The following is a 15914-nucleotide window of genomic DNA, read 5'->3' on the forward strand; positions in this document are numbered from 1 at the left end:
GGCTTTGAGCTGCGGTGGACCTGTGGGGATTTGAACCCCAGACCCCCTCGATGCGAACGAGGTGCGCTACCAGACTGCGCCACAGGCCCTTGCAACGAGTGAAACTCTAGCATCCCGATCCGGGTGCTTGGAAATCCGTTCCCGGCTGCTCAGGGGCCCCCGCGAGGGGTGCCGGTCACTCGTTCGCGGCCCGCGGCCGGTCGCCTTCCTCGTACTGGTCGAACAGGGGTGTACGGCCCCGCTCACGGGCGCGGCGGGCGGAGGCGGCGCGGCGACGGCCGCCGCGGCGACCCTCTGTCGCCGGCTTGTCCTCCGCGTCGGCGGCGTCGCCCTGCTCCTCCGCGTCGTCGTCCCGCGCCTCCTGCTCGGGCGTCGCGGCACTGGATCGTGCCGAGCTCCAGGCGTCCGGTGCCCCGAGGTCCACGTCGGAGGTGGCCCGCGGAGCGACCGGCGCGGTGACGTACGTCGGCAGCGGCACCGGTACCGGGTCCCAGCTGTCGCCGTGGGCCGGCCGCTGCTGCCGCTCGCGCTGCTGGTCCACCCACTCGGCGTGGTCGGTCTGCTCGACGAGCGCACGCCGGTCCGCGGCCAGCGCCGACAGCCCGGGGTCCGTCACCGGCTCCGGTCCCTCGTCCGGTTCGTCGGCGTCGGCGGCCGCGGTCACGGAGGCCCGGCGGCGCGGCTGACGGGACCGCTCGCGCAGTCGCTGGGCGGCGACCTCGGCGCGACGCCGGTCCATCTGGTAGGCGAAACGCCGGCGTTCCTGGGCGCGCAGGTACGCGATGTACCCGCTCAGCAGTACGGCGGGCACGCCGGGCGCCCACAGGAAGGCGAGCCCGCCGACCGCGGCGACGACCGCGCCGAGCGAGAAGGCGACGAAGAGCATGACCGTGGTACGCCGACGGCGCGCGAGTACCTTCACGCGCCGGGCGCGCGCCGCGGCCGCTTCCTCGGCGGGCGTGCGCCGGGCGACCGGTGCCCGCTTGCGCGCGGGCGCGCTGCCCGAGGTGCGCGCCGAGGCACTCGCCTCTTCGCGCGCGGGCTCACGCGCCGACTCCCGCGCCGGTTCACGCCCCTTGTCCCGCCCCGGCTCGCGGCCGGCGTCACGGGCCGGTTCGCGCACCTGGTCGCGGGTGTGCCCGTGGCCCTGTTCGCGATGCCGCTCGCGACTCTGATCGTGATCGTGTTCCTGGGCCTGGTCCGACCGCGCGGGCGCCTGTGCCTGGACCGCGGCCCTGGCCTGCGGACGGGCCGGAGGCATGGCGAAGGCCCGGACGTCCACCGAATCGGTGACCGTGCCCGGGTCCACGGCGCTGGGCTCCTCCTCGTCGGCGGAGCGCGCCCGCAGGTCCTTGGCGTATCGGCGCTCCATACCCGCCCGTCCGGACAGGAGCCGGATGGCGGTGCTGAAGCGTTCCGTCGGACGGGCCTCGTTCAGCTCGTCCTGCCTACGGAGCCACATCGGCACCAAGTAGGCGGCCCAGGCCCCGACAATGACTGCGTAGATGAGGCCGCTGCTGCTCACGCCTCACACGGTAGAGGGGTTTGCGTGAGGCCATCTGCCAATTGAGTCGGTGTGTCGCACGATCTGGCTGATATTTCGAGCTTTTTTTGTGATCGATGCGATCAACAGGCCGCCGAGGTAGTGAATTTAATGCCCTCAGGCGATCATCGGCCGATCATTTTCGAACGTATATTCAATTTCCCGGAGACGGCGAGCCTCCTGGTGCCGAGGACGTGTCCGACGACGTGTTCCGCGAGCGCGACCGCTGCCAACGCCGCAGCAACCCGTCGGGAACCTCTTCCGCGGTGAGCGCGAAGACGAGATGGTCGCGCCAGGCGCCGTCGATGTGGAGATAGCGCGGCCTCAGGCCCTCGTCGCGGAATCCGAGTTTCTCCACGACCCGGCGGCTGGGCCGGTTCTCGGGGCGAATACAGACCTCGATGCGGTGCAGACCGACGGTCCGGAAACAGTGGTCCACGACGAGCCCCACGGCCGTCGGCATCACTCCGCGGCCGGCCACCGACTCGTCCACCCAGTAGCCGACGTGCCCCGAGCACATCGAGCCCCAGGTGATCCCGGCGACCGTCAGCTGCCCGACCAGCCGCCCCTGGTACTCGATGACGAACGGCAGCATCCGGCCCGCGTTCGCCTCGGCCCGCAGATGGCGGACCATCTGCCGGTAGGTCGGCCGGTGCGCGATCGGCCCGCTGGGCGTGGGCGGCGGGATCGTCGCCTCCCAGGGCCGCAGCCAGTCCCGGTTGCGCCGGTTGACCTCGCGCCAGGGCCGCTGGTCGCGCATCTTTATCGGCCGCAGGACGACATCGCCGTCCGCCAGTACGACGGGCCAGGACGGGGCGTTCAGTTCGCACCCCCGCCGGTGGCCGCGGGTCTGGGGTGGTCCCCGCCGCGGAGCTGGTCGACAGCATGCGTCAACAGGGGCTCCAGGACGGCCAGTCCGTCCTTCACCCCGCCGGTGGACCCCGGCAGATTGACGATCAGGGTCCGCCCCGCCACCCCGGCCAGGCCCCGGGAGAGCGCCGCCGTCGGCACCTTCTCCCGCCCGAAGGCCCTGATGGCCTCCGCGATGCCCGGCACCTCGTGGTCGATGACCTCGCGGGTCGCCTCGGGGGTGCGGTCGGTGGGCGAGATGCCGGTGCCGCCGGTGGTGACGATCACGTCGTACCCGGCGTCGGCGCCCGCGCGCAGAGCGTCCGCCACGGGCTCGCCGTCGGGGACGACCCGGGGTCCGTCGACCGCGAAGCCGAAGCCCCTGAGGCCGTCGGCGATCAGCGGGCCGCCCTTGTCCTCGTAGACCCCGGCGGCCGCGCGGTTGGAGGCGGTCACCACCAGTGCGCGATACGTCATGCCCGGCTCCAGTCGCCCGACTTGCCGCCTGCCTTGGCCTTGACCCTCACATCCGTGATGACCGCTCCCTTGTCGACCGCCTTGACCATGTCGATCACGGTGAGCGCGGCGACGGAGACCGCGGTGAGCGCCTCCATCTCGACGCCCGTACGGTCCGTCGTCCTCACCGTGGCCAGGATCTCCACGGCGTCGTCCGCGACCCTCAGGTCCAGTTTCACACCGGACACCGACAAGGGGTGACACAGCGGGATGAGGTCGGGGGTGCGTTTGGCCCCCATGATGCCCGCGATCCGTGCGGTGGCCAGGGCGTCGCCCTTGGGGACGCCCTCGCCCCGCAGCAGCTCGATCACGCGGGGCGAGACGAGGACGCGCCCGCTGGCGGTGGCGGTGCGCGCGGTCACGTCCTTCTCGGATACGTCGACCATGCGGGCCGCGCCCGCGTCGTCGATGTGGGTCAGTCGGTCCTGCGTGCTCATGCTCTGTGGCGCTCCCGGTCCGAGCCCGGCGCGGTACGGCACGCGGGCCTGCTGTGCGCGACACGGTACCGCCAACCAGGGCCGCTCAGCCGAGCAGGACGACCTCGACCTCGGTGCCGGGCGGCACGGACTCCACGTCCTCGGGGACCACGATCAGCGAGTCCGCGTGCGCGAGGGCCGCGACCAGGTGGGATCCGGCGCCGCCGACGGGGGTCACCGCGCCGTCGGCGTACGTCCCGCGCAGGAACTGTCTGCGGCCCTTCGGTGAGGTCAGCGCCTTGTGGGTGGTGAGGGTCGCGCGGGTCCGCGGCCGGTGGATCTCGTCGAGGCCCATCAGGGCGCGGATCGCGGGCCGGACGAACAGTTCGAAGGAGACGTACGACGACACCGGGTTGCCGGGCAGGGCCAGCAGCGGGGTGTGGTCGGGGCCGATGGTGCCGAAGCCCTGGGGCTTGCCGGGCTGCATGGCGAGCTTGCGGAACTCGATGCCGCTGCCCGCCTCGTCCTCGTCGCCGACGTACGACAGCGCCTCCTTGACGACGTCGTACGCCCCGACGCTCACCCCGCCCGTGGTGACCATGAGGTCGGCGCGGACGAGCTGGTCCTCGATGGTGGAGCGCAGTGTCTCGGCGTCGTCGGCGACCGCGCCCACCCGGTAGGCGATGGCACCGGCGTCGACGGCGGCGGCGGTGAGGGCGAAGCTGTTGGAGTCGTGGATCTGGCCGCTGCCGAGTTCCTCGCCGGGCTGGACGAGTTCGCTGCCGGTGGACATGACGACCACGCGCGGGCGCGGGCGCACCCGTACCGAACCGCGGCCGATCGCGGCGAGCAGTCCGATCTGCGGCGGGCCGAGGACGGTGCCCGCCTCCAGCGCCCGGTCCCCGGCCCGTACGTCACTGCCCTTGGCGCGCACATGGGCGCGGGCCTCGGCCGGGCGGTAGACGTGCACATGGCCCTCGGCGCCCTCGGGGGCCAGCGCGCGGGCGAGCATCCCGGTCACGGGGCCCTCACCGAGGCCGCCGTCGGTCCACTCCACGGGGACGACCGCCTCGGCGCCGGGCGGCAGCGGGGCGCCGGTCATGATGCGGGCGGCCTGGCCGGGCCCCACATGGAGCAGCTCGGCCTGGCCCGCCGCGACGTCCCCGACGACGTCCAGCACCGCGGGGAACTCCTCGCTCGCGCCCGCGACATCGGCGACCCGCACCGCGTACCCGTCCATGGAGCTGTTGTCGAACGGCGGCAGGGACACCGGCACCATGACGTCCTCGACCAGGACGCAGCCCTGGGCGTCGAGGAGCTGCAGCTCGATGGGTTCGAGGGGGCGGACGGTCGCGAGGATGTCCTCCAGGTGCTCGTCCACCGACCACAACTGGTCGTGGCCGGCGGTGCGGGACGCGGCGCTGCTCAACGTTGTTACATCTCCTCGGCTACGTAACTGCGAAGCCAGGTCCGGAAGTCCGGGCCCAGGTCTTCACGTTCGCATGCGAGTCTGACAATGGCACGCAGGTAGTCGCCGCGGTCGCCGGTGTCATAGCGGCGGCCCTTGAAGACGACGCCGTGCACGGGGCCGCCGATCTTCTCGTCGGTGGCGAGCTGCTGGAGGGCGTCGGTGAGCTGGATCTCGCCGCCGCGGCCGGGCTCGGTCTGGCGGAGTATGTCGAAGATGTGCGGGTCGAGGACGTAGCGGCCGATGACGGCGTAGTGGGAGGGGGCGTCCGCCGGTTCGGGCTTCTCGACCAGGCCGGTCACCCTGACGACGTCGCCGTCATCGGTGGCCTCGACGGCCGCGCAGCCGTAGAGGTGGATCTGCTCGGGGGCGACCTCCATGAGGGCGATGACGCTGCCGCCGTGCTGTTCCTGGACCTCGACCATCCGCTTGAGCAGGGGGTCGCGCGGGTCGATCAGGTCGTCACCGAGGAGGACGGCGAAGGGCTCGTGGCCGACGTGCGGGGCGGCGCACAGGACGGCGTGGCCGAGGCCCCTGGGGTCGCCCTGGCGGACGTAGTGCATGGTGGCGAGGTCGCTTGACTCCTGCACCTTCGCGAGCCGGCCGGCGTCACCCTTCTTCTGAAGGGCCGACTCCAGCTCGTAGTTGCGGTCGAAGTGGTCCTCCAGGGGGCGCTTGTTGCGTCCCGTGATCATGAGGACGTCATCGAGACCCGCGGAGGCGGCTTCCTCGACCACATACTGGATCGCCGGCTTGTCGACGACCGGCAGCATCTCCTTGGGAGTGGCCTTGGTGGCGGGCAGGAACCGGGTGCCCAGGCCTGCTGCCGGGATGACAGCCTTGCTGATCCGAGGGTGTGACTGAGTCATGTCCGCAACCTTATCCGGTGCCTTTGCAGTGAATCTGTGGCTCCGGTTAATTGGCTCTCATATGAGCGCATTGAAGGGGTACGGGAGCAATCATTGGGTCACACGGAACGTCCGGCCGAGCCTGACAAGCGCATGTTGCGACGAGGGATCCTCGCGGTGAGGAACACGTTGACGGCCGATGACGTGCGGGATTCCGCCGCCGCGCTGGCCGTGCGGGCGCTCGGGCTGCCCGAGTTGGCGGCCGCGCGCACGGTGGCGGCGTACGTCTCCGTGGGCGGCGAACCCGGGACGCTCGCGCTGCTGGACGCGCTCCGCGCGCGGGGCGTGCGGGTCCTGCTCCCGGTGCTGCTGCCCGACAACGACCTGGACTGGGGCGCCTACACGGGTGCGGGCTCCCTCGCCCGGGTCCGGCACGGCGGGAGAATGGACCTCTTCGAGCCGTCCGGCCCGCGGCTGGGCCCGGACGCCGTGACCGCCGCCGACGTGGTGCTGCTGCCCGGTCTGGCGGTCGACGGGCGCGGGCTGCGGCTGGGGCGCGGCGGAGGGTCCTACGACCGGGTGCTCGCCCGGCTGGAGCGCGCCGACGCGCGTCCCGCGCTGGTGGTGCTGCTGTACGGCTCCGAGGTCGTGGAGCACGTGCCCGCCGAGGCGCACGACCGGCCGGTGCACGCGGTGGTGACGCCGTCGGGCGTGCGCCGCTTCCCCACCGGCCCCTGAACGCGGACCGGCCCTCCACGCTCGCGTGGAGGGCCGGTCCGAAGGGTTCCGTCAGCCGCTCGGCTTCAGTTCGAGCGTGTCGCTCGTGCTGTCGTCGACCGCCTTCGCCGAGAAGGACCAGTCCAGCAGTTCGCCCTTGACCCACTTGCTCGTCTGGTCGACGTAGTGCGCGCTGTAGGCGTGCCCGGAGGCGCCGGTGAGGTTGATCCACTTCGACTTGTCGAGGTCGGCGAGGTTGACCACCATGCGCATCGACGGCACCCAGACGACGCCGTAGCCGCCGGCCGCGTTCCAGCCGGTCGCGTTGACCGCCGCCTCGCCGCCGCCGAGCTTCCAGGGGCCGCGGTTGAGCATGTACTGCAGGACGGCGGGGCCTTCGAGACCCATCGTCTGGTTCTTCAGGAACAGGCGGTGCAGCCGGCCCCAGCTCCAGGTGTCGATGTCCTTGCCGAGCTTGGCGGTCAGCTCCCAGCGGGCGTCGACCATGGCGCGGTCGAACAGCTTGTCGCGGTTCTTGACGGCACCGAGGCGGTTGCCCGAGTCCGGCGTCGTCCACCAGTCGCTGTTCTCGTCGTTCATGAGGTTGCGGACCACCTCGAACCAGCGGTCGCCGCCGTCGGGCTGCGCCTGGTCGGCGTCGCGCTGGCCGCACTCGCGCACCTTGCCGGTGTCGTCGACGGGCCCGGTGGTGTTGACCGGGTCGACCCACAGGCACTGGCCCTCGACCCGCAGCTCCTTGGGCAGCTTGTTGCCGAAGGCGAGCTTGAGGATGTTGCGCCAGACCGAGTTGAAGTAGGCGGCCGCCGCCGAGTCGGCGTCCTGGGTGTAGTCCCAGCCCTCCAGCAGCTCCTGTGCCTCGCGGACGTCGGGGTCGTCGAGGTTGATCTTCAGCAGCTTGGGCACCAGCAGCTTGGCGATCTCGCTGCTGTTGTCCAGCTGCATCTGCCGCATGTCGTCGGTGGAGATCTTGCCGCCGCCCTTGATCTTCGACTCGATCAGGTCGGTGATCCGCTGGCTGCGGGTGCCGTAGCCCCAGTCCGTGGTGAGCGTGTAGGGGTAGTCGTCCTCGTCGACGACGGCCTGGTTGGCGGTGACGATGTAGCCGCGCGTCGGGTCGTACTCGTAGGGCAGCTCGTCCTGCTTGATGTAGCCGGTCCACTCGTACTTGGAGTCCCAGCCGGGCGACGGGATGGAGCCGTCGACGCCCTGCGCACGCGTGGGGATCCTGCCGGGCAGGGTGTAGCCGATGTGGTTGTCGGTGTCGGCGTAGACGAGGTTCTGCGAGGGCACGTCGAACAGGGCGGCGGCGGCGCGGAAGTCGCTCCAGTCGGCCGCCCGGCCCATCGCGAAGACAGCGTCCATGGAGGTGCCCGGGTCCAGCGCGGTCCAGCGCAGGGCGATTCCGTAGCCGTCGCCGCGGTCCGGGGCGGCGGTGTCGACCTCGGCCTTCTTGCCGACCTTCACCAGTTCGTCGTTGCGGTCGGACAGCAGCGGTCCGTTGTTGGTCTCCCGGACGACGATCTTCTTGGGTTCGCCGCCGGCGACCTTGATGGTCTCCTCGCGCGTGGTGAAGGGCTTCACCTTGCCGTCGTAGAGGTAGCCGTCCCCGGAGAGCTTCTCCAGGTAGAGGTCGGTGACGTCGACACCGGAGTTGGTCATGCCCCAGGAGATGGTCTGGTTGTGGCCGATGACCACGCCGGGCATGCCCGCGAAGGTGTAGCCGGTGACGTCGTACTGGCACTGCGCGGAGACCGTGCGGCAGTGCAGGCCCATCTGGTACCAGACGGACGGCAGCGAGGCCGACAGGTGCGGGTCGTTCGCCATGAGCGGCTTGCCGGTGATGGTGTACTTCCCGGCCACGACCCACGAGTTGGAGCCGATGCCGTTGCCGTTCACGCCGACGGCCGTGGGGACGTTCTCCAGGACGTCCTGGAGGCCCGAGAGCTGGCCCTCCAGGGCGGAACCGGCCGCGGAGGACGAGGAGCCCGTCCCGGTGCCGTTCGTGCCGCTGGAGCCGCTTGCCGACGTGCCGCCGCCGGACGTGCCGTCACCGCCGTCGAAGGTCTTGGTGAGCTCGTCGTACTGGCCCTGCTGGACGATCGTCTGGTTCCGGCTGTACGGGTAGTCGGGGTACAGGTCGGCGATCTGCTGGGGGCCCAGACGGCTGGTCATCAGGGCGCGGTCGATCTCGTCCTTCATGTTGCCGCGCAGGTCCCAGGCCATGGCCTTGAGCCAGGCGACCGAGTCGACCGGGGTCCACTTCGACGGCTTGTAGTCGTTCTCGAAGCCGAGGGCCGCGTACTCCAGGGAGATCTCCTTGCCGTCCTTGCCCTGGAGGTAGGCGTTGACCCCCTTGGCGTAGGCCTGGAGATACTTCTTGGTGGAGGCCGACAGCGTCTTGTCGTACTCCTCCTGCGCGACGCGGTCCCAGCCGAGCGTGCGCAGGAACTCGTCGGTCTTGACCTGGCTCGCGCCGAACATCTCCGACAGACGCCCGGAGGTCATGTGCCGGCGCACGTCCATCTCGTAGAACCGGTCCTGCGCCTGGACGTAGCCCTGCGCCATGAACAGGTCGGCGTCGGAGGAGGCGTAGACCTGGGGGATGCCGTAGCTGTCGCGCTTCACGTCGACGGGCCCGGACAGGCCGTCGAGGGTGATCTCACCCGAGGTCTGCGGGAACGAGGCGCGGACGGTGCTGATGGACCAGTACGCCCCGTAGGCGACGCCCCCGATGATCGCCAATACCAGGAAAAGGACGAACAGACGGGCTTTGCGCCCCTTTTTCCTGCCGGACTTGCCGGGCTGCTGACCCGATGAGGCGGTGGTGTTGGGGGGCATCGCTGTCCTTGCTGTCCTAACGCGAGCGGCAGGGCGGGCTGTGCTTTTGACTGAGCGTTGGAGCAACCATAGGCGCAGGGCCCGGCGCCCCTTGACGCGGAGTCGGGAACGCGGGCGGACCCACGTTCGATCACCGACCGGGAAGCGTCAAGAAATCGTCAAGAGTTAGGTAAGGTAACGAAGTAGTTGGGTGCGGAGAACCGCCACTTCGTGTCCTATGTACGTGAGCTCCCGCGCGCGTGAAGCGCGTGAGCCAGGGAAGGGAACGGCCGCTGACTGTCCACCATCTCAACCAGCTCCTGCTCGTCTGCTCGCTCGTCCTGCTCGTCGCCGTCGCAGCGGTCCGGATCTCCTCGCGCAGCGGGCTCCCCAGCCTGCTCGTGTACCTGGGGATCGGCGTCGCCATGGGCCAGGACGGCATCGGCGACATCCACTTCGACAGCGCGGAACTCACCCAGGTCATCGGATACGCGGCCCTCGTCGTGATCCTGGCCGAGGGTGGCCTCGGCACGAAGTGGAAGGAGATCAAGCCCGCCCTGCCGGCCGCCTCGGCGCTGGCGCTGGTGGGCGTCGCGGTGAGCGTGGGGGTCACGGCCACGGCCGCGCACTACCTGATCGACCTGGAGTGGCGCCAGGCGCTCATCGTCGGGGCGGTGGTGTCCTCCACGGACGCCGCGGCGGTCTTCTCGGTACTGCGGAAGATCCCCCTCCCCGCGCGCGTGACGGGCACGCTGGAAGCCGAGTCCGGCTTCAACGACGCCCCCGTGGTCATCCTGGTGGTCTCTTTCTCCACCGCGGGCCCGATCGAGCACTGGTACCTGCTGCTCGCCGAGATAGCGCTGGAACTGGCCATCGGCGCCGCCATCGGCATCGCGGTGGGCTGGCTGGGCTCCTGGGGCCTGAGGCACGTGGCGCTGCCCGCCTCCGGCCTCTACCCGATCGCCGTCATGGCCATCGCGGTCACGGCGTACGCGGCGGGCGCACAGGCACACGGCAGCGGCTTCCTCGCCGTCTATCTCGCCTCGATGGTGATGGGCAACGCGAAACTGCCGCACTGGCCCGCCACCCGCGGGTTCGCCGACGGGCTCGGCTGGATCGCCCAGATCGGCATGTTCGTCCTGCTCGGCCTGCTGGTCACACCGCACGAACTGGGCGACGACATCCTGCCCGCGCTCGCCATCGGGCTGGTGCTGACGATGGTGGCCCGCCCGCTGAGCGTGGTGGTGTGCCTGACGCCGCTCCGGGTGCCCTGGCAGGAGCAGACGCTCATGTCCTGGGCCGGGCTGCGCGGCGCCGTCCCCATCATTCTCGCGACGATCCCCATGGTGCAGGGCGTCGATTCCAGCCGCCGGATCTTCAACATCGTCTTCGTTCTGGTCGTCGTCTACACCCTGGTGCAGGGACCGACCCTGCCGTGGCTCGCCCGCAAGCTCCGCCTGGGCGGCGACGCCGAGGCCGCCGACCTCGGCATCGAGTCGGCCCCCCTGGAGCGGCTGCGCGGACACCTGCTGTCCGTCGCGATCCCCGACGGGTCGAAGATGCACGGCGTCGAGGTCAACGAGCTGCGCCTGCCGGCCGGGGCCGCGGTCACCCTGGTCGTGCGCGACGGAGAATCGTTCGTCCCGCTGCCGACGACGGTGCTGCGCCGGGGCGACGAACTCCTCGTGGTCGCCACCGACCCGGTCCGGGACGCGGCGGAGAAGCGGCTACGCGCGGTGGGCCGGGGCGGCAAGCTGGCCGGCTGGCTGGGCACGGACGGCACCGACCAGCACCGTTAAGGGCATGTTTCGCACAGTTCACACCACTGTCGATCGCAGGCCGGTGGCCCCATGGTGCTCACTTTCACAGGCCTGCCCGGCCTTGATCCCTGTACGATGAAGGCGCATTCCGATCGAACCAACTCTGCCTGACGCAGTGCTGGCGCGACCGTATGGCGGCCGGGACGCCCCGCAGTGGGCGCCGGTACCTACCGCAGTCCGCGCAAGAGGACAGCTCTCGGTGCTCCCGCCCGACAAGGGGGTCGCGCTACCAGGCGGCAGAAAGGCACGGGCCGTGGCATCCACGGTCACCTCCCGTCCCGGCTACGGGCAACTGCTGCGCACGCGCGGCGCCTGGACGTTCCTGCTCCCCGGCTTCGCTGCCCGCCAGCCGTTCGGGATGCTCACCGTCTCCATCGTGCTGCTGGTGCAGCACACCACCGGCTCGTACGCGGCGGCCGGCGCCGCCGCGGCCGTCACCGGTGTCTCCATGGCCCTGTTCGCGCCCTACAGCGGCCGGCTGGCCGACCGCTACGGGCAGCGGGCGGTACTGGTCCCCGGGGTCCTCGTGCACGCCGTGTCGGGCCTGTCCCTGACCGCGCTCGCGCTGGCCCACGCGCCTCTGTGGGCGCTGCTCGTGGCGGCCGTGCCCACCGGCGCCTCGCAGCCCCAGATCGGCCCCATGGTGCGCGCCCGCTGGGGCGTGAAGCTCAAGGACTCGCCCCTCATGCCCACCGCGGCCGCGTTCGAGTCCGTCACCGACGAGCTGACCTTCGTCCTCGGCCCGCTGCTCGCCACCGCCCTGTGCACGGCCGTCGACCCGGCCGCGGGCCTGGTGACCGAGGCGTCCCTGACCCTGCTCGGCGGTCTGCTGTTCGCCGCGCAGAAGAGCACCCAGCCGCCGGTCACCGCGGCCGGGCACGCGCGCGTGGAGCACGGTTCCGCACTCCGCATCCCCGGGGTGCGCGTCCTGATCGTGGCCTTCCTCGGCATCGGCTCCGTCTTCGGCGGCATGCAGGTCTCGCTGGCCGCGTTCAGCGAGTCGATCGGCGAACCGGGCCTCAACGGCGTCCTCTACGGCACCTTCGCCGCGGGCAACATGCTCTCCGGCCTGGTCTGCGGCGCCCTCGTGTGGAAGGTCTCCCCGCAGCGGCGCCTGGTCGTCGGGTACGCCGCCCTCGCGCTGACCGCGTCCGGCCTGTGGGCCGCCCACTCGGTGCTCGTCCTGGCCGGCCTCGGCCTGCTCGTCGGCATGTGCATCGCCCCCGCCCTGATCACGGGCTACACCCTGGTCGAGGGCCTGGTCCCGGCCGGGGCCCGCACCGAGGCCTTCACCTGGCTGACCGGCGCGGTCGCCCTCGGACAGGCCGCCGCCGTCACGGTCGCCGGACAACTGGAGGACGGCTTCCGCGAGGGTGCCGGGTTCCTGGTGCCGATGGGTGGCACACTGCTGGCCCTGGCGACCCTGCTGGCGCTGCGCTCCCACCTGGCGACACGGCCGCAGAGCCGCACGGTCGCACGTGGCGTCGGTCACCGCGCGCCGGTGGCAGTGGACTGATCCTCGGGAATAGGTCACTATGGACGCTCGTTAGCACTCATTGAGTGAGAGTGCCAGGAGGAAGACACAGTGCCGACCTACCAGTATCAGTGCACCGAGTGCGGCGAGGGCCTTGAGGCGGTGCAGAAGTTCACCGACGACGCCCTGACCGAGTGCCCCAACTGCGCCGGCCGCCTGAAGAAGGTGTTCTCCGCAGTCGGCATTGTCTTCAAGGGCTCCGGCTTCTACCGCAACGACAGCCGCGGCTCCTCGTCGAGCAGCTCGCCGGCGTCCGCGAAGTCGTCGACGTCCTCGGACTCCAAGTCCGGTTCGGACACGAAGTCGCCCTCGACGTCCTCGGACTCGAAGTCGAAGTCGTCGAGTTCGGGCTCCTCGTCCAGCAACAGCTCGGCCGCGTAAGGCCGCACCAGGCGTACTCACGAGAACCCCGCCGTCCCGGGACGGCGGGGTTCTCGTTCTGTCCGGACCCGGGTCGGCACTGTTTCGGAGCCCGTGCTCCGGCCCTGCGCGGCGCCGGTTACTGTGCTGGTCATGGCGAACGCAGAGATCGGCGTAATCGGCGGCTCCGGCTTCTACTCGTTCCTCGACGACGTGACCGAGCTCCGGGTGGACACCCCCTACGGGCCGCCCAGCGACTCCCTCTTCCTCGGCGAGATCGCCGGCCGGCGGGTCGCCTTCCTGCCCCGGCACGGACGCGGCCACCATCTGCCGCCGCACCGCATCAACTACCGCGCCAACCTGTGGGCGCTCCGGTCCGTCGGAGTGCGCCAGGTCCTCGGCCCGTGCGCGGTGGGCGGTCTGCGCCCCGAGTACGGTCCGGGCACACTGCTGGTCCCGGACCAGCTGGTCGACCGGACGAAGTCCCGCGCCGGAACGTACTTCGACGGGCTGCCGCTGCCCGACGGCACGGTGCCCCACGTGGTGCACGTGTCCCTGGCCGACCCCTACTGCCCCGTCGGCCGCGCGGCTTCTCTGAAGGCGGCCCGCGGACAGGACTGGGAGCCGGTGGACGGCGGCACGCTGGTGGTGATCGAGGGGCCGCGCTTCTCGACCCGCGCCGAGTCGCTGTGGCACCAGGCGCAGGGCTGGTCGGTGGTGGGCATGACCGGCCACCCCGAGGCCGCGCTCGCCCGTGAACTCGAACTCTGCTACAGCTCGTTGACCCTGGTCACGGACCTCGACGCCGGCGCCGAGACCGGTGAGGGCGTCTCGCACGACGAGGTGCTGCGGGTGTTCGCGGCGAACGTCGACCGGCTGCGGGGCGTGCTGTTCGACGCGGTGTCCGCGCTGCCCGCGACCGAGGAGCGGAACTGCCTGTGCACGAACGCGCTGGGCGGGATGGATCCTGGGTTCGCGCTGCCGTAGACGGCCGGTGGACAAGGCCGGAGGTGAAGGCGGAGGCGAAGGCGGAGGCGAAGGTGTGAAACTTCCCCTTCGGGTGAGGGAGTTGTCCACAACCCGCCAGTAGTCCACCGGCCTCGGCGGGAATCGGCGCGAAGCGTCATCGTGGCATCGCAAGCCGATCCCTCGTCGCAGGTGGTGGTTCCCGTGCCCTTCGCCCCTTCTCCCGCTCCCCTCTCCGCGCTCTCCCCTCTCTCCCCCCTCTCCCCCCTCTCCGCCCTCTCCGCCTTCCCTCCCCTTCCTTCTCCTCCGCCGCGCCCACCCGGCACGGACGCTCCCCCGACCTGTGAGGTGCCGCACTTCGCCCCTGTGCGGATCCGCGGTGTCCGTTGCCGGTTGCAGCGGCTGGTTCGGCACCGCAGGCGGGCCGTGGCGGTCGGCCTCGCCGTCACCGCGGCGGCGCTGGTGGCGGCGGGCCCGCAGGACACGGAACGGACCGGCGGGCCTCCTGCGGCGGCTCCCGTACGGGAACACCGTGCCGTCCGGACCGTGACGGCGCCGGTACGGATCGCCGACGGGGCCACGGTCCGGCTGCTGCGGCCCGGCGACCGGGTGGACGTCATCGCCGCCGAGGAGACGGCGACGGGCGGTGCCGCGCGGGTGGTCGCGCGCGGCGCTCGGGTCACCAAGGTGCCGGAGCCGTTGGACGGAGCGACGGAGGAAGGGGCGCTGGTCGTGCTCGCGGTGCCGCGCTCCACCGCGGCGAGCCTCGCCGGGGCGAGCGCGACGGCACGGCTGGCGGTGACGCTGTGCTGAACCATGGGCCGCACATCGGGCGCGACCGGCCGACAGGCACCTTGTCGACCCTCTCCTCAAAGCCTTCGTCAAGTCCCTCGTTCGAGCTACCCAATTGGACAAGGTCGCCGCACCTTGACGTAAGTTGCGGAGCTGTTTGTTCCACCACCCGTTCGTACGAGGAGAGTTCCCCAGGTGAGCGAGAAGAAGCCGAGTGTCTGGGAGGGCTTCAAGGCCTTCCTGACGCGCGGGAATGTTGTCGATCTGGCCGTGGCCGTGGTCATCGGCGCCGCCTTCACCAACATCGTCAACTCGGTGGTGAAGGGGCTCATCAACCCGCTGGTCGGGGCGATCGGCACCAAGAACCTCGACAGCTACAGCTCATGCCTGAGCGACAACTGCCAGGGCGACGAGGGCATCCGGCTCCTGTGGGGTTCGGTCCTCGGCGCGACGCTGAGCTTCGTGATCACGGCGGCTGTCGTGTACTTCCTGATGGTGCTGCCGATGGCCAAGTACCTGGCCCGGGTGGAAGCCCGCAGGAAGGCGAAGGAGGGCACGCACGAGGTGATCGAGGTCAGCGAGCTGGAGGTGCTCAAGGAGATCCGCGACGCGGTGGTCGCCCAACAGCGGCAGCGCGGCTCGGGCCACGACGAGCAGTAGCGGGGGACGACCGGGCGGGCGACGACCCGCCCGACGCCCTACTCGTGCCCTGCCCGGCGCACAGGGCGACCCGCTCGGCGCACATGACGGACCGCCCGGCGCACGGGGCGACCCGCCCGGCTCACAGGTGGTGGGGCGGCTTCTCGTCGAGGAAGCGCCTGAGGTCGGACGCGCTGTCCGTGCCGGGCCGCTCGCCCCACCCGCGGTCGGTGTCGTCCGAGGACTGCTGGTCCAGCGGATCGTCGAAGATCAGCGCGGGCTTCGGCGCGCGCGGCTCGGGGGCATCGGGGGCGGTGGTCATGCGTCCAGGGTACGGCCCCGGAGCTGAGGACCCCCGACGCGCTGTGAATCCCCTCACAGGAGAACCGGCGCGCTGTCCGGTGTCCGGTGTCCGAGGTGAGCCCCGGCCTGCCACTGGTCCCGCCGGCCACCGCGCCGCCGGTCATCTGCCGCACCTTCCTGGGCGACCGGCGGTGCTCACCGGCCGGTGTCGTGACGGTGGCCGCGCTGGCGGTCGGCACCACGCCGACGGTGTGCACGGTCGCCGGGGAGAGCGGACCGGAGGCACCGGCCTCCTGACGTCCCGG

At 71.1% G+C, this 15914-nt stretch carries 16 protein-coding genes and 1 tRNA gene; 8 read left to right on the plus strand and 9 right to left on the minus strand.

Annotation, left to right across the window (positions count from 1 at the left end):
• Window positions 1-15 precede the first annotated feature (15 nt).
• From ACZ5VD_RS19105 to galU, 7 genes are all read right to left on the minus strand, one after another.
• Window positions 16-89 (minus strand) — tRNA-Ala (locus ACZ5VD_RS19105).
• Between the two features lie 86 nt (window positions 90-175).
• Window positions 176-1525, minus strand: a complete 1350-nt coding sequence (locus ACZ5VD_RS19110; protein WP_468682759.1) for a hypothetical protein — start codon at window positions 1523-1525, stop codon at window positions 176-178.
• Window positions 1526-1697: 172 nt separating this feature from the next.
• Window positions 1698-2366, minus strand: a complete 669-nt coding sequence (locus ACZ5VD_RS19115) for a GNAT family N-acetyltransferase (protein WP_468549213.1) — start codon at window positions 2364-2366, stop codon at window positions 1698-1700.
• Window positions 2363-2869, minus strand: coding sequence for a MogA/MoaB family molybdenum cofactor biosynthesis protein (locus tag ACZ5VD_RS19120; RefSeq protein WP_468682760.1), 507 nt, complete (start codon window positions 2867-2869; stop codon window positions 2363-2365). Before ACZ5VD_RS19120 ends, ACZ5VD_RS19115 begins: the two co-directional genes overlap by 4 nt.
• Window positions 2866-3345, minus strand: coding sequence for a cyclic pyranopterin monophosphate synthase MoaC (gene moaC, locus ACZ5VD_RS19125; protein ID WP_468682761.1), 480 nt, complete (start codon window positions 3343-3345; stop codon window positions 2866-2868). Before moaC ends, ACZ5VD_RS19120 begins: the two co-directional genes overlap by 4 nt.
• Window positions 3346-3430: 85 nt before the next feature.
• A complete protein-coding gene (glp, locus tag ACZ5VD_RS19130; protein WP_468548969.1) occupies window positions 3431-4753 on the minus strand; it encodes a molybdotransferase-like divisome protein Glp in 1323 nt (440 codons plus the stop codon).
• Window positions 4754-4758: 5 nt separating this feature from the next.
• Window positions 4759-5661, minus strand: coding sequence for a UTP--glucose-1-phosphate uridylyltransferase GalU (galU, locus tag ACZ5VD_RS19135; RefSeq protein WP_468682762.1), 903 nt, complete (start codon window positions 5659-5661; stop codon window positions 4759-4761).
• A gap of 132 nt (window positions 5662-5793) precedes the next feature.
• Here galU and ACZ5VD_RS19140 point away from each other — a divergent pair, with 132 nt between their 5' ends.
• Entirely contained in the window at window positions 5794-6378 is a 585-nt protein-coding gene (locus ACZ5VD_RS19140) for a 5-formyltetrahydrofolate cyclo-ligase (protein WP_468682763.1), read from the plus strand.
• A 51-nt stretch (window positions 6379-6429) separates the two neighbouring features.
• Here the strand turns inward: ACZ5VD_RS19140 and ACZ5VD_RS19145 are convergent, their stop codons facing one another.
• Window positions 6430-9216, minus strand: a complete 2787-nt coding sequence (locus tag ACZ5VD_RS19145; protein ID WP_468682764.1) for a penicillin acylase family protein — start codon at window positions 9214-9216, stop codon at window positions 6430-6432.
• Between the two features lie 239 nt (window positions 9217-9455).
• On the opposite strand from ACZ5VD_RS19145, the gene ACZ5VD_RS19150 reads away from it, so the two are divergent.
• From ACZ5VD_RS19150 to mscL, 6 genes are all read left to right on the plus strand, one after another.
• Entirely contained in the window at window positions 9456-10994 is a 1539-nt protein-coding gene (locus tag ACZ5VD_RS19150) for a potassium/proton antiporter (RefSeq protein WP_468548973.1), read from the plus strand.
• Window positions 10995-11268: 274 nt separating this feature from the next.
• Window positions 11269-12531 (plus strand): MFS transporter, encoded by a 1263-nt coding sequence (locus ACZ5VD_RS19155; RefSeq protein WP_468682765.1) that lies wholly within the window; start codon window positions 11269-11271, stop codon window positions 12529-12531.
• A gap of 69 nt (window positions 12532-12600) precedes the next feature.
• Entirely contained in the window at window positions 12601-12930 is a 330-nt protein-coding gene (locus tag ACZ5VD_RS19160; RefSeq protein WP_468682766.1) for an FmdB family zinc ribbon protein, read from the plus strand.
• Window positions 12931-13062: 132 nt separating this feature from the next.
• Complete coding sequence (locus ACZ5VD_RS19165; protein WP_468682767.1) at window positions 13063-13896, plus strand: S-methyl-5'-thioadenosine phosphorylase; 834 nt, start codon at window positions 13063-13065, stop codon at window positions 13894-13896.
• A 183-nt stretch (window positions 13897-14079) separates the two neighbouring features.
• Complete coding sequence (locus ACZ5VD_RS19170) at window positions 14080-14688, plus strand: hypothetical protein (protein ID WP_468682768.1); 609 nt, start codon at window positions 14080-14082, stop codon at window positions 14686-14688.
• A gap of 174 nt (window positions 14689-14862) precedes the next feature.
• Window positions 14863-15327 (plus strand): large conductance mechanosensitive channel protein MscL, encoded by a 465-nt coding sequence (gene mscL, locus ACZ5VD_RS19175; protein WP_468548979.1) that lies wholly within the window; start codon window positions 14863-14865, stop codon window positions 15325-15327.
• A gap of 121 nt (window positions 15328-15448) precedes the next feature.
• Here mscL and ACZ5VD_RS19180 read toward each other — a convergent pair whose 3' ends face one another.
• A complete protein-coding gene (locus ACZ5VD_RS19180; protein WP_468548980.1) occupies window positions 15449-15628 on the minus strand; it encodes a hypothetical protein in 180 nt (59 codons plus the stop codon).
• Window positions 15629-15714: 86 nt separating this feature from the next.
• Here ACZ5VD_RS19180 and ACZ5VD_RS19185 point away from each other — a divergent pair, with 86 nt between their 5' ends.
• On the plus strand, window positions 15715-15906 hold the full coding sequence (locus tag ACZ5VD_RS19185; RefSeq protein ID WP_468548981.1) for a hypothetical protein: 192 nt from the start codon (window positions 15715-15717) through the stop codon (window positions 15904-15906).
• Window positions 15907-15914: the final 8 nt, after the last annotated feature.

This window comes from Streptomyces sp. NPDC032822, from assembly GCF_055578825.1.

What these genes read in the sequence shown, in the direction of transcription:
- ACZ5VD_RS19120 (WP_468682760.1), bottom strand. Translation starts at nt 2,869, where the DNA reads ATGACGTATCGCGCACTGGTGGTGACCGCCTCCAACCGCGCGGCCGCC.
- moaC (WP_468682761.1), bottom strand. Translation starts at nt 3,345, where the DNA reads ATGAGCACGCAGGACCGACTGACCCACATCGACGACGCGGGCGCGGCC.
- galU (WP_468682762.1), bottom strand. Translation starts at nt 5,661, where the DNA reads ATGACTCAGTCACACCCTCGGATCAGCAAGGCTGTCATCCCGGCAGCA.
- ACZ5VD_RS19140 (WP_468682763.1), top strand. Translation starts at nt 5,794, where the DNA reads ATGTTGCGACGAGGGATCCTCGCGGTGAGGAACACGTTGACGGCCGAT.
- ACZ5VD_RS19145 (WP_468682764.1), bottom strand. Translation starts at nt 9,216, where the DNA reads ATGCCCCCCAACACCACCGCCTCATCGGGTCAGCAGCCCGGCAAGTCC.
- ACZ5VD_RS19165 (WP_468682767.1), top strand. Translation starts at nt 13,063, where the DNA reads ATGGCGAACGCAGAGATCGGCGTAATCGGCGGCTCCGGCTTCTACTCG.
- ACZ5VD_RS19180 (WP_468548980.1), bottom strand. Translation starts at nt 15,628, where the DNA reads ATGACCACCGCCCCCGATGCCCCCGAGCCGCGCGCGCCGAAGCCCGCG.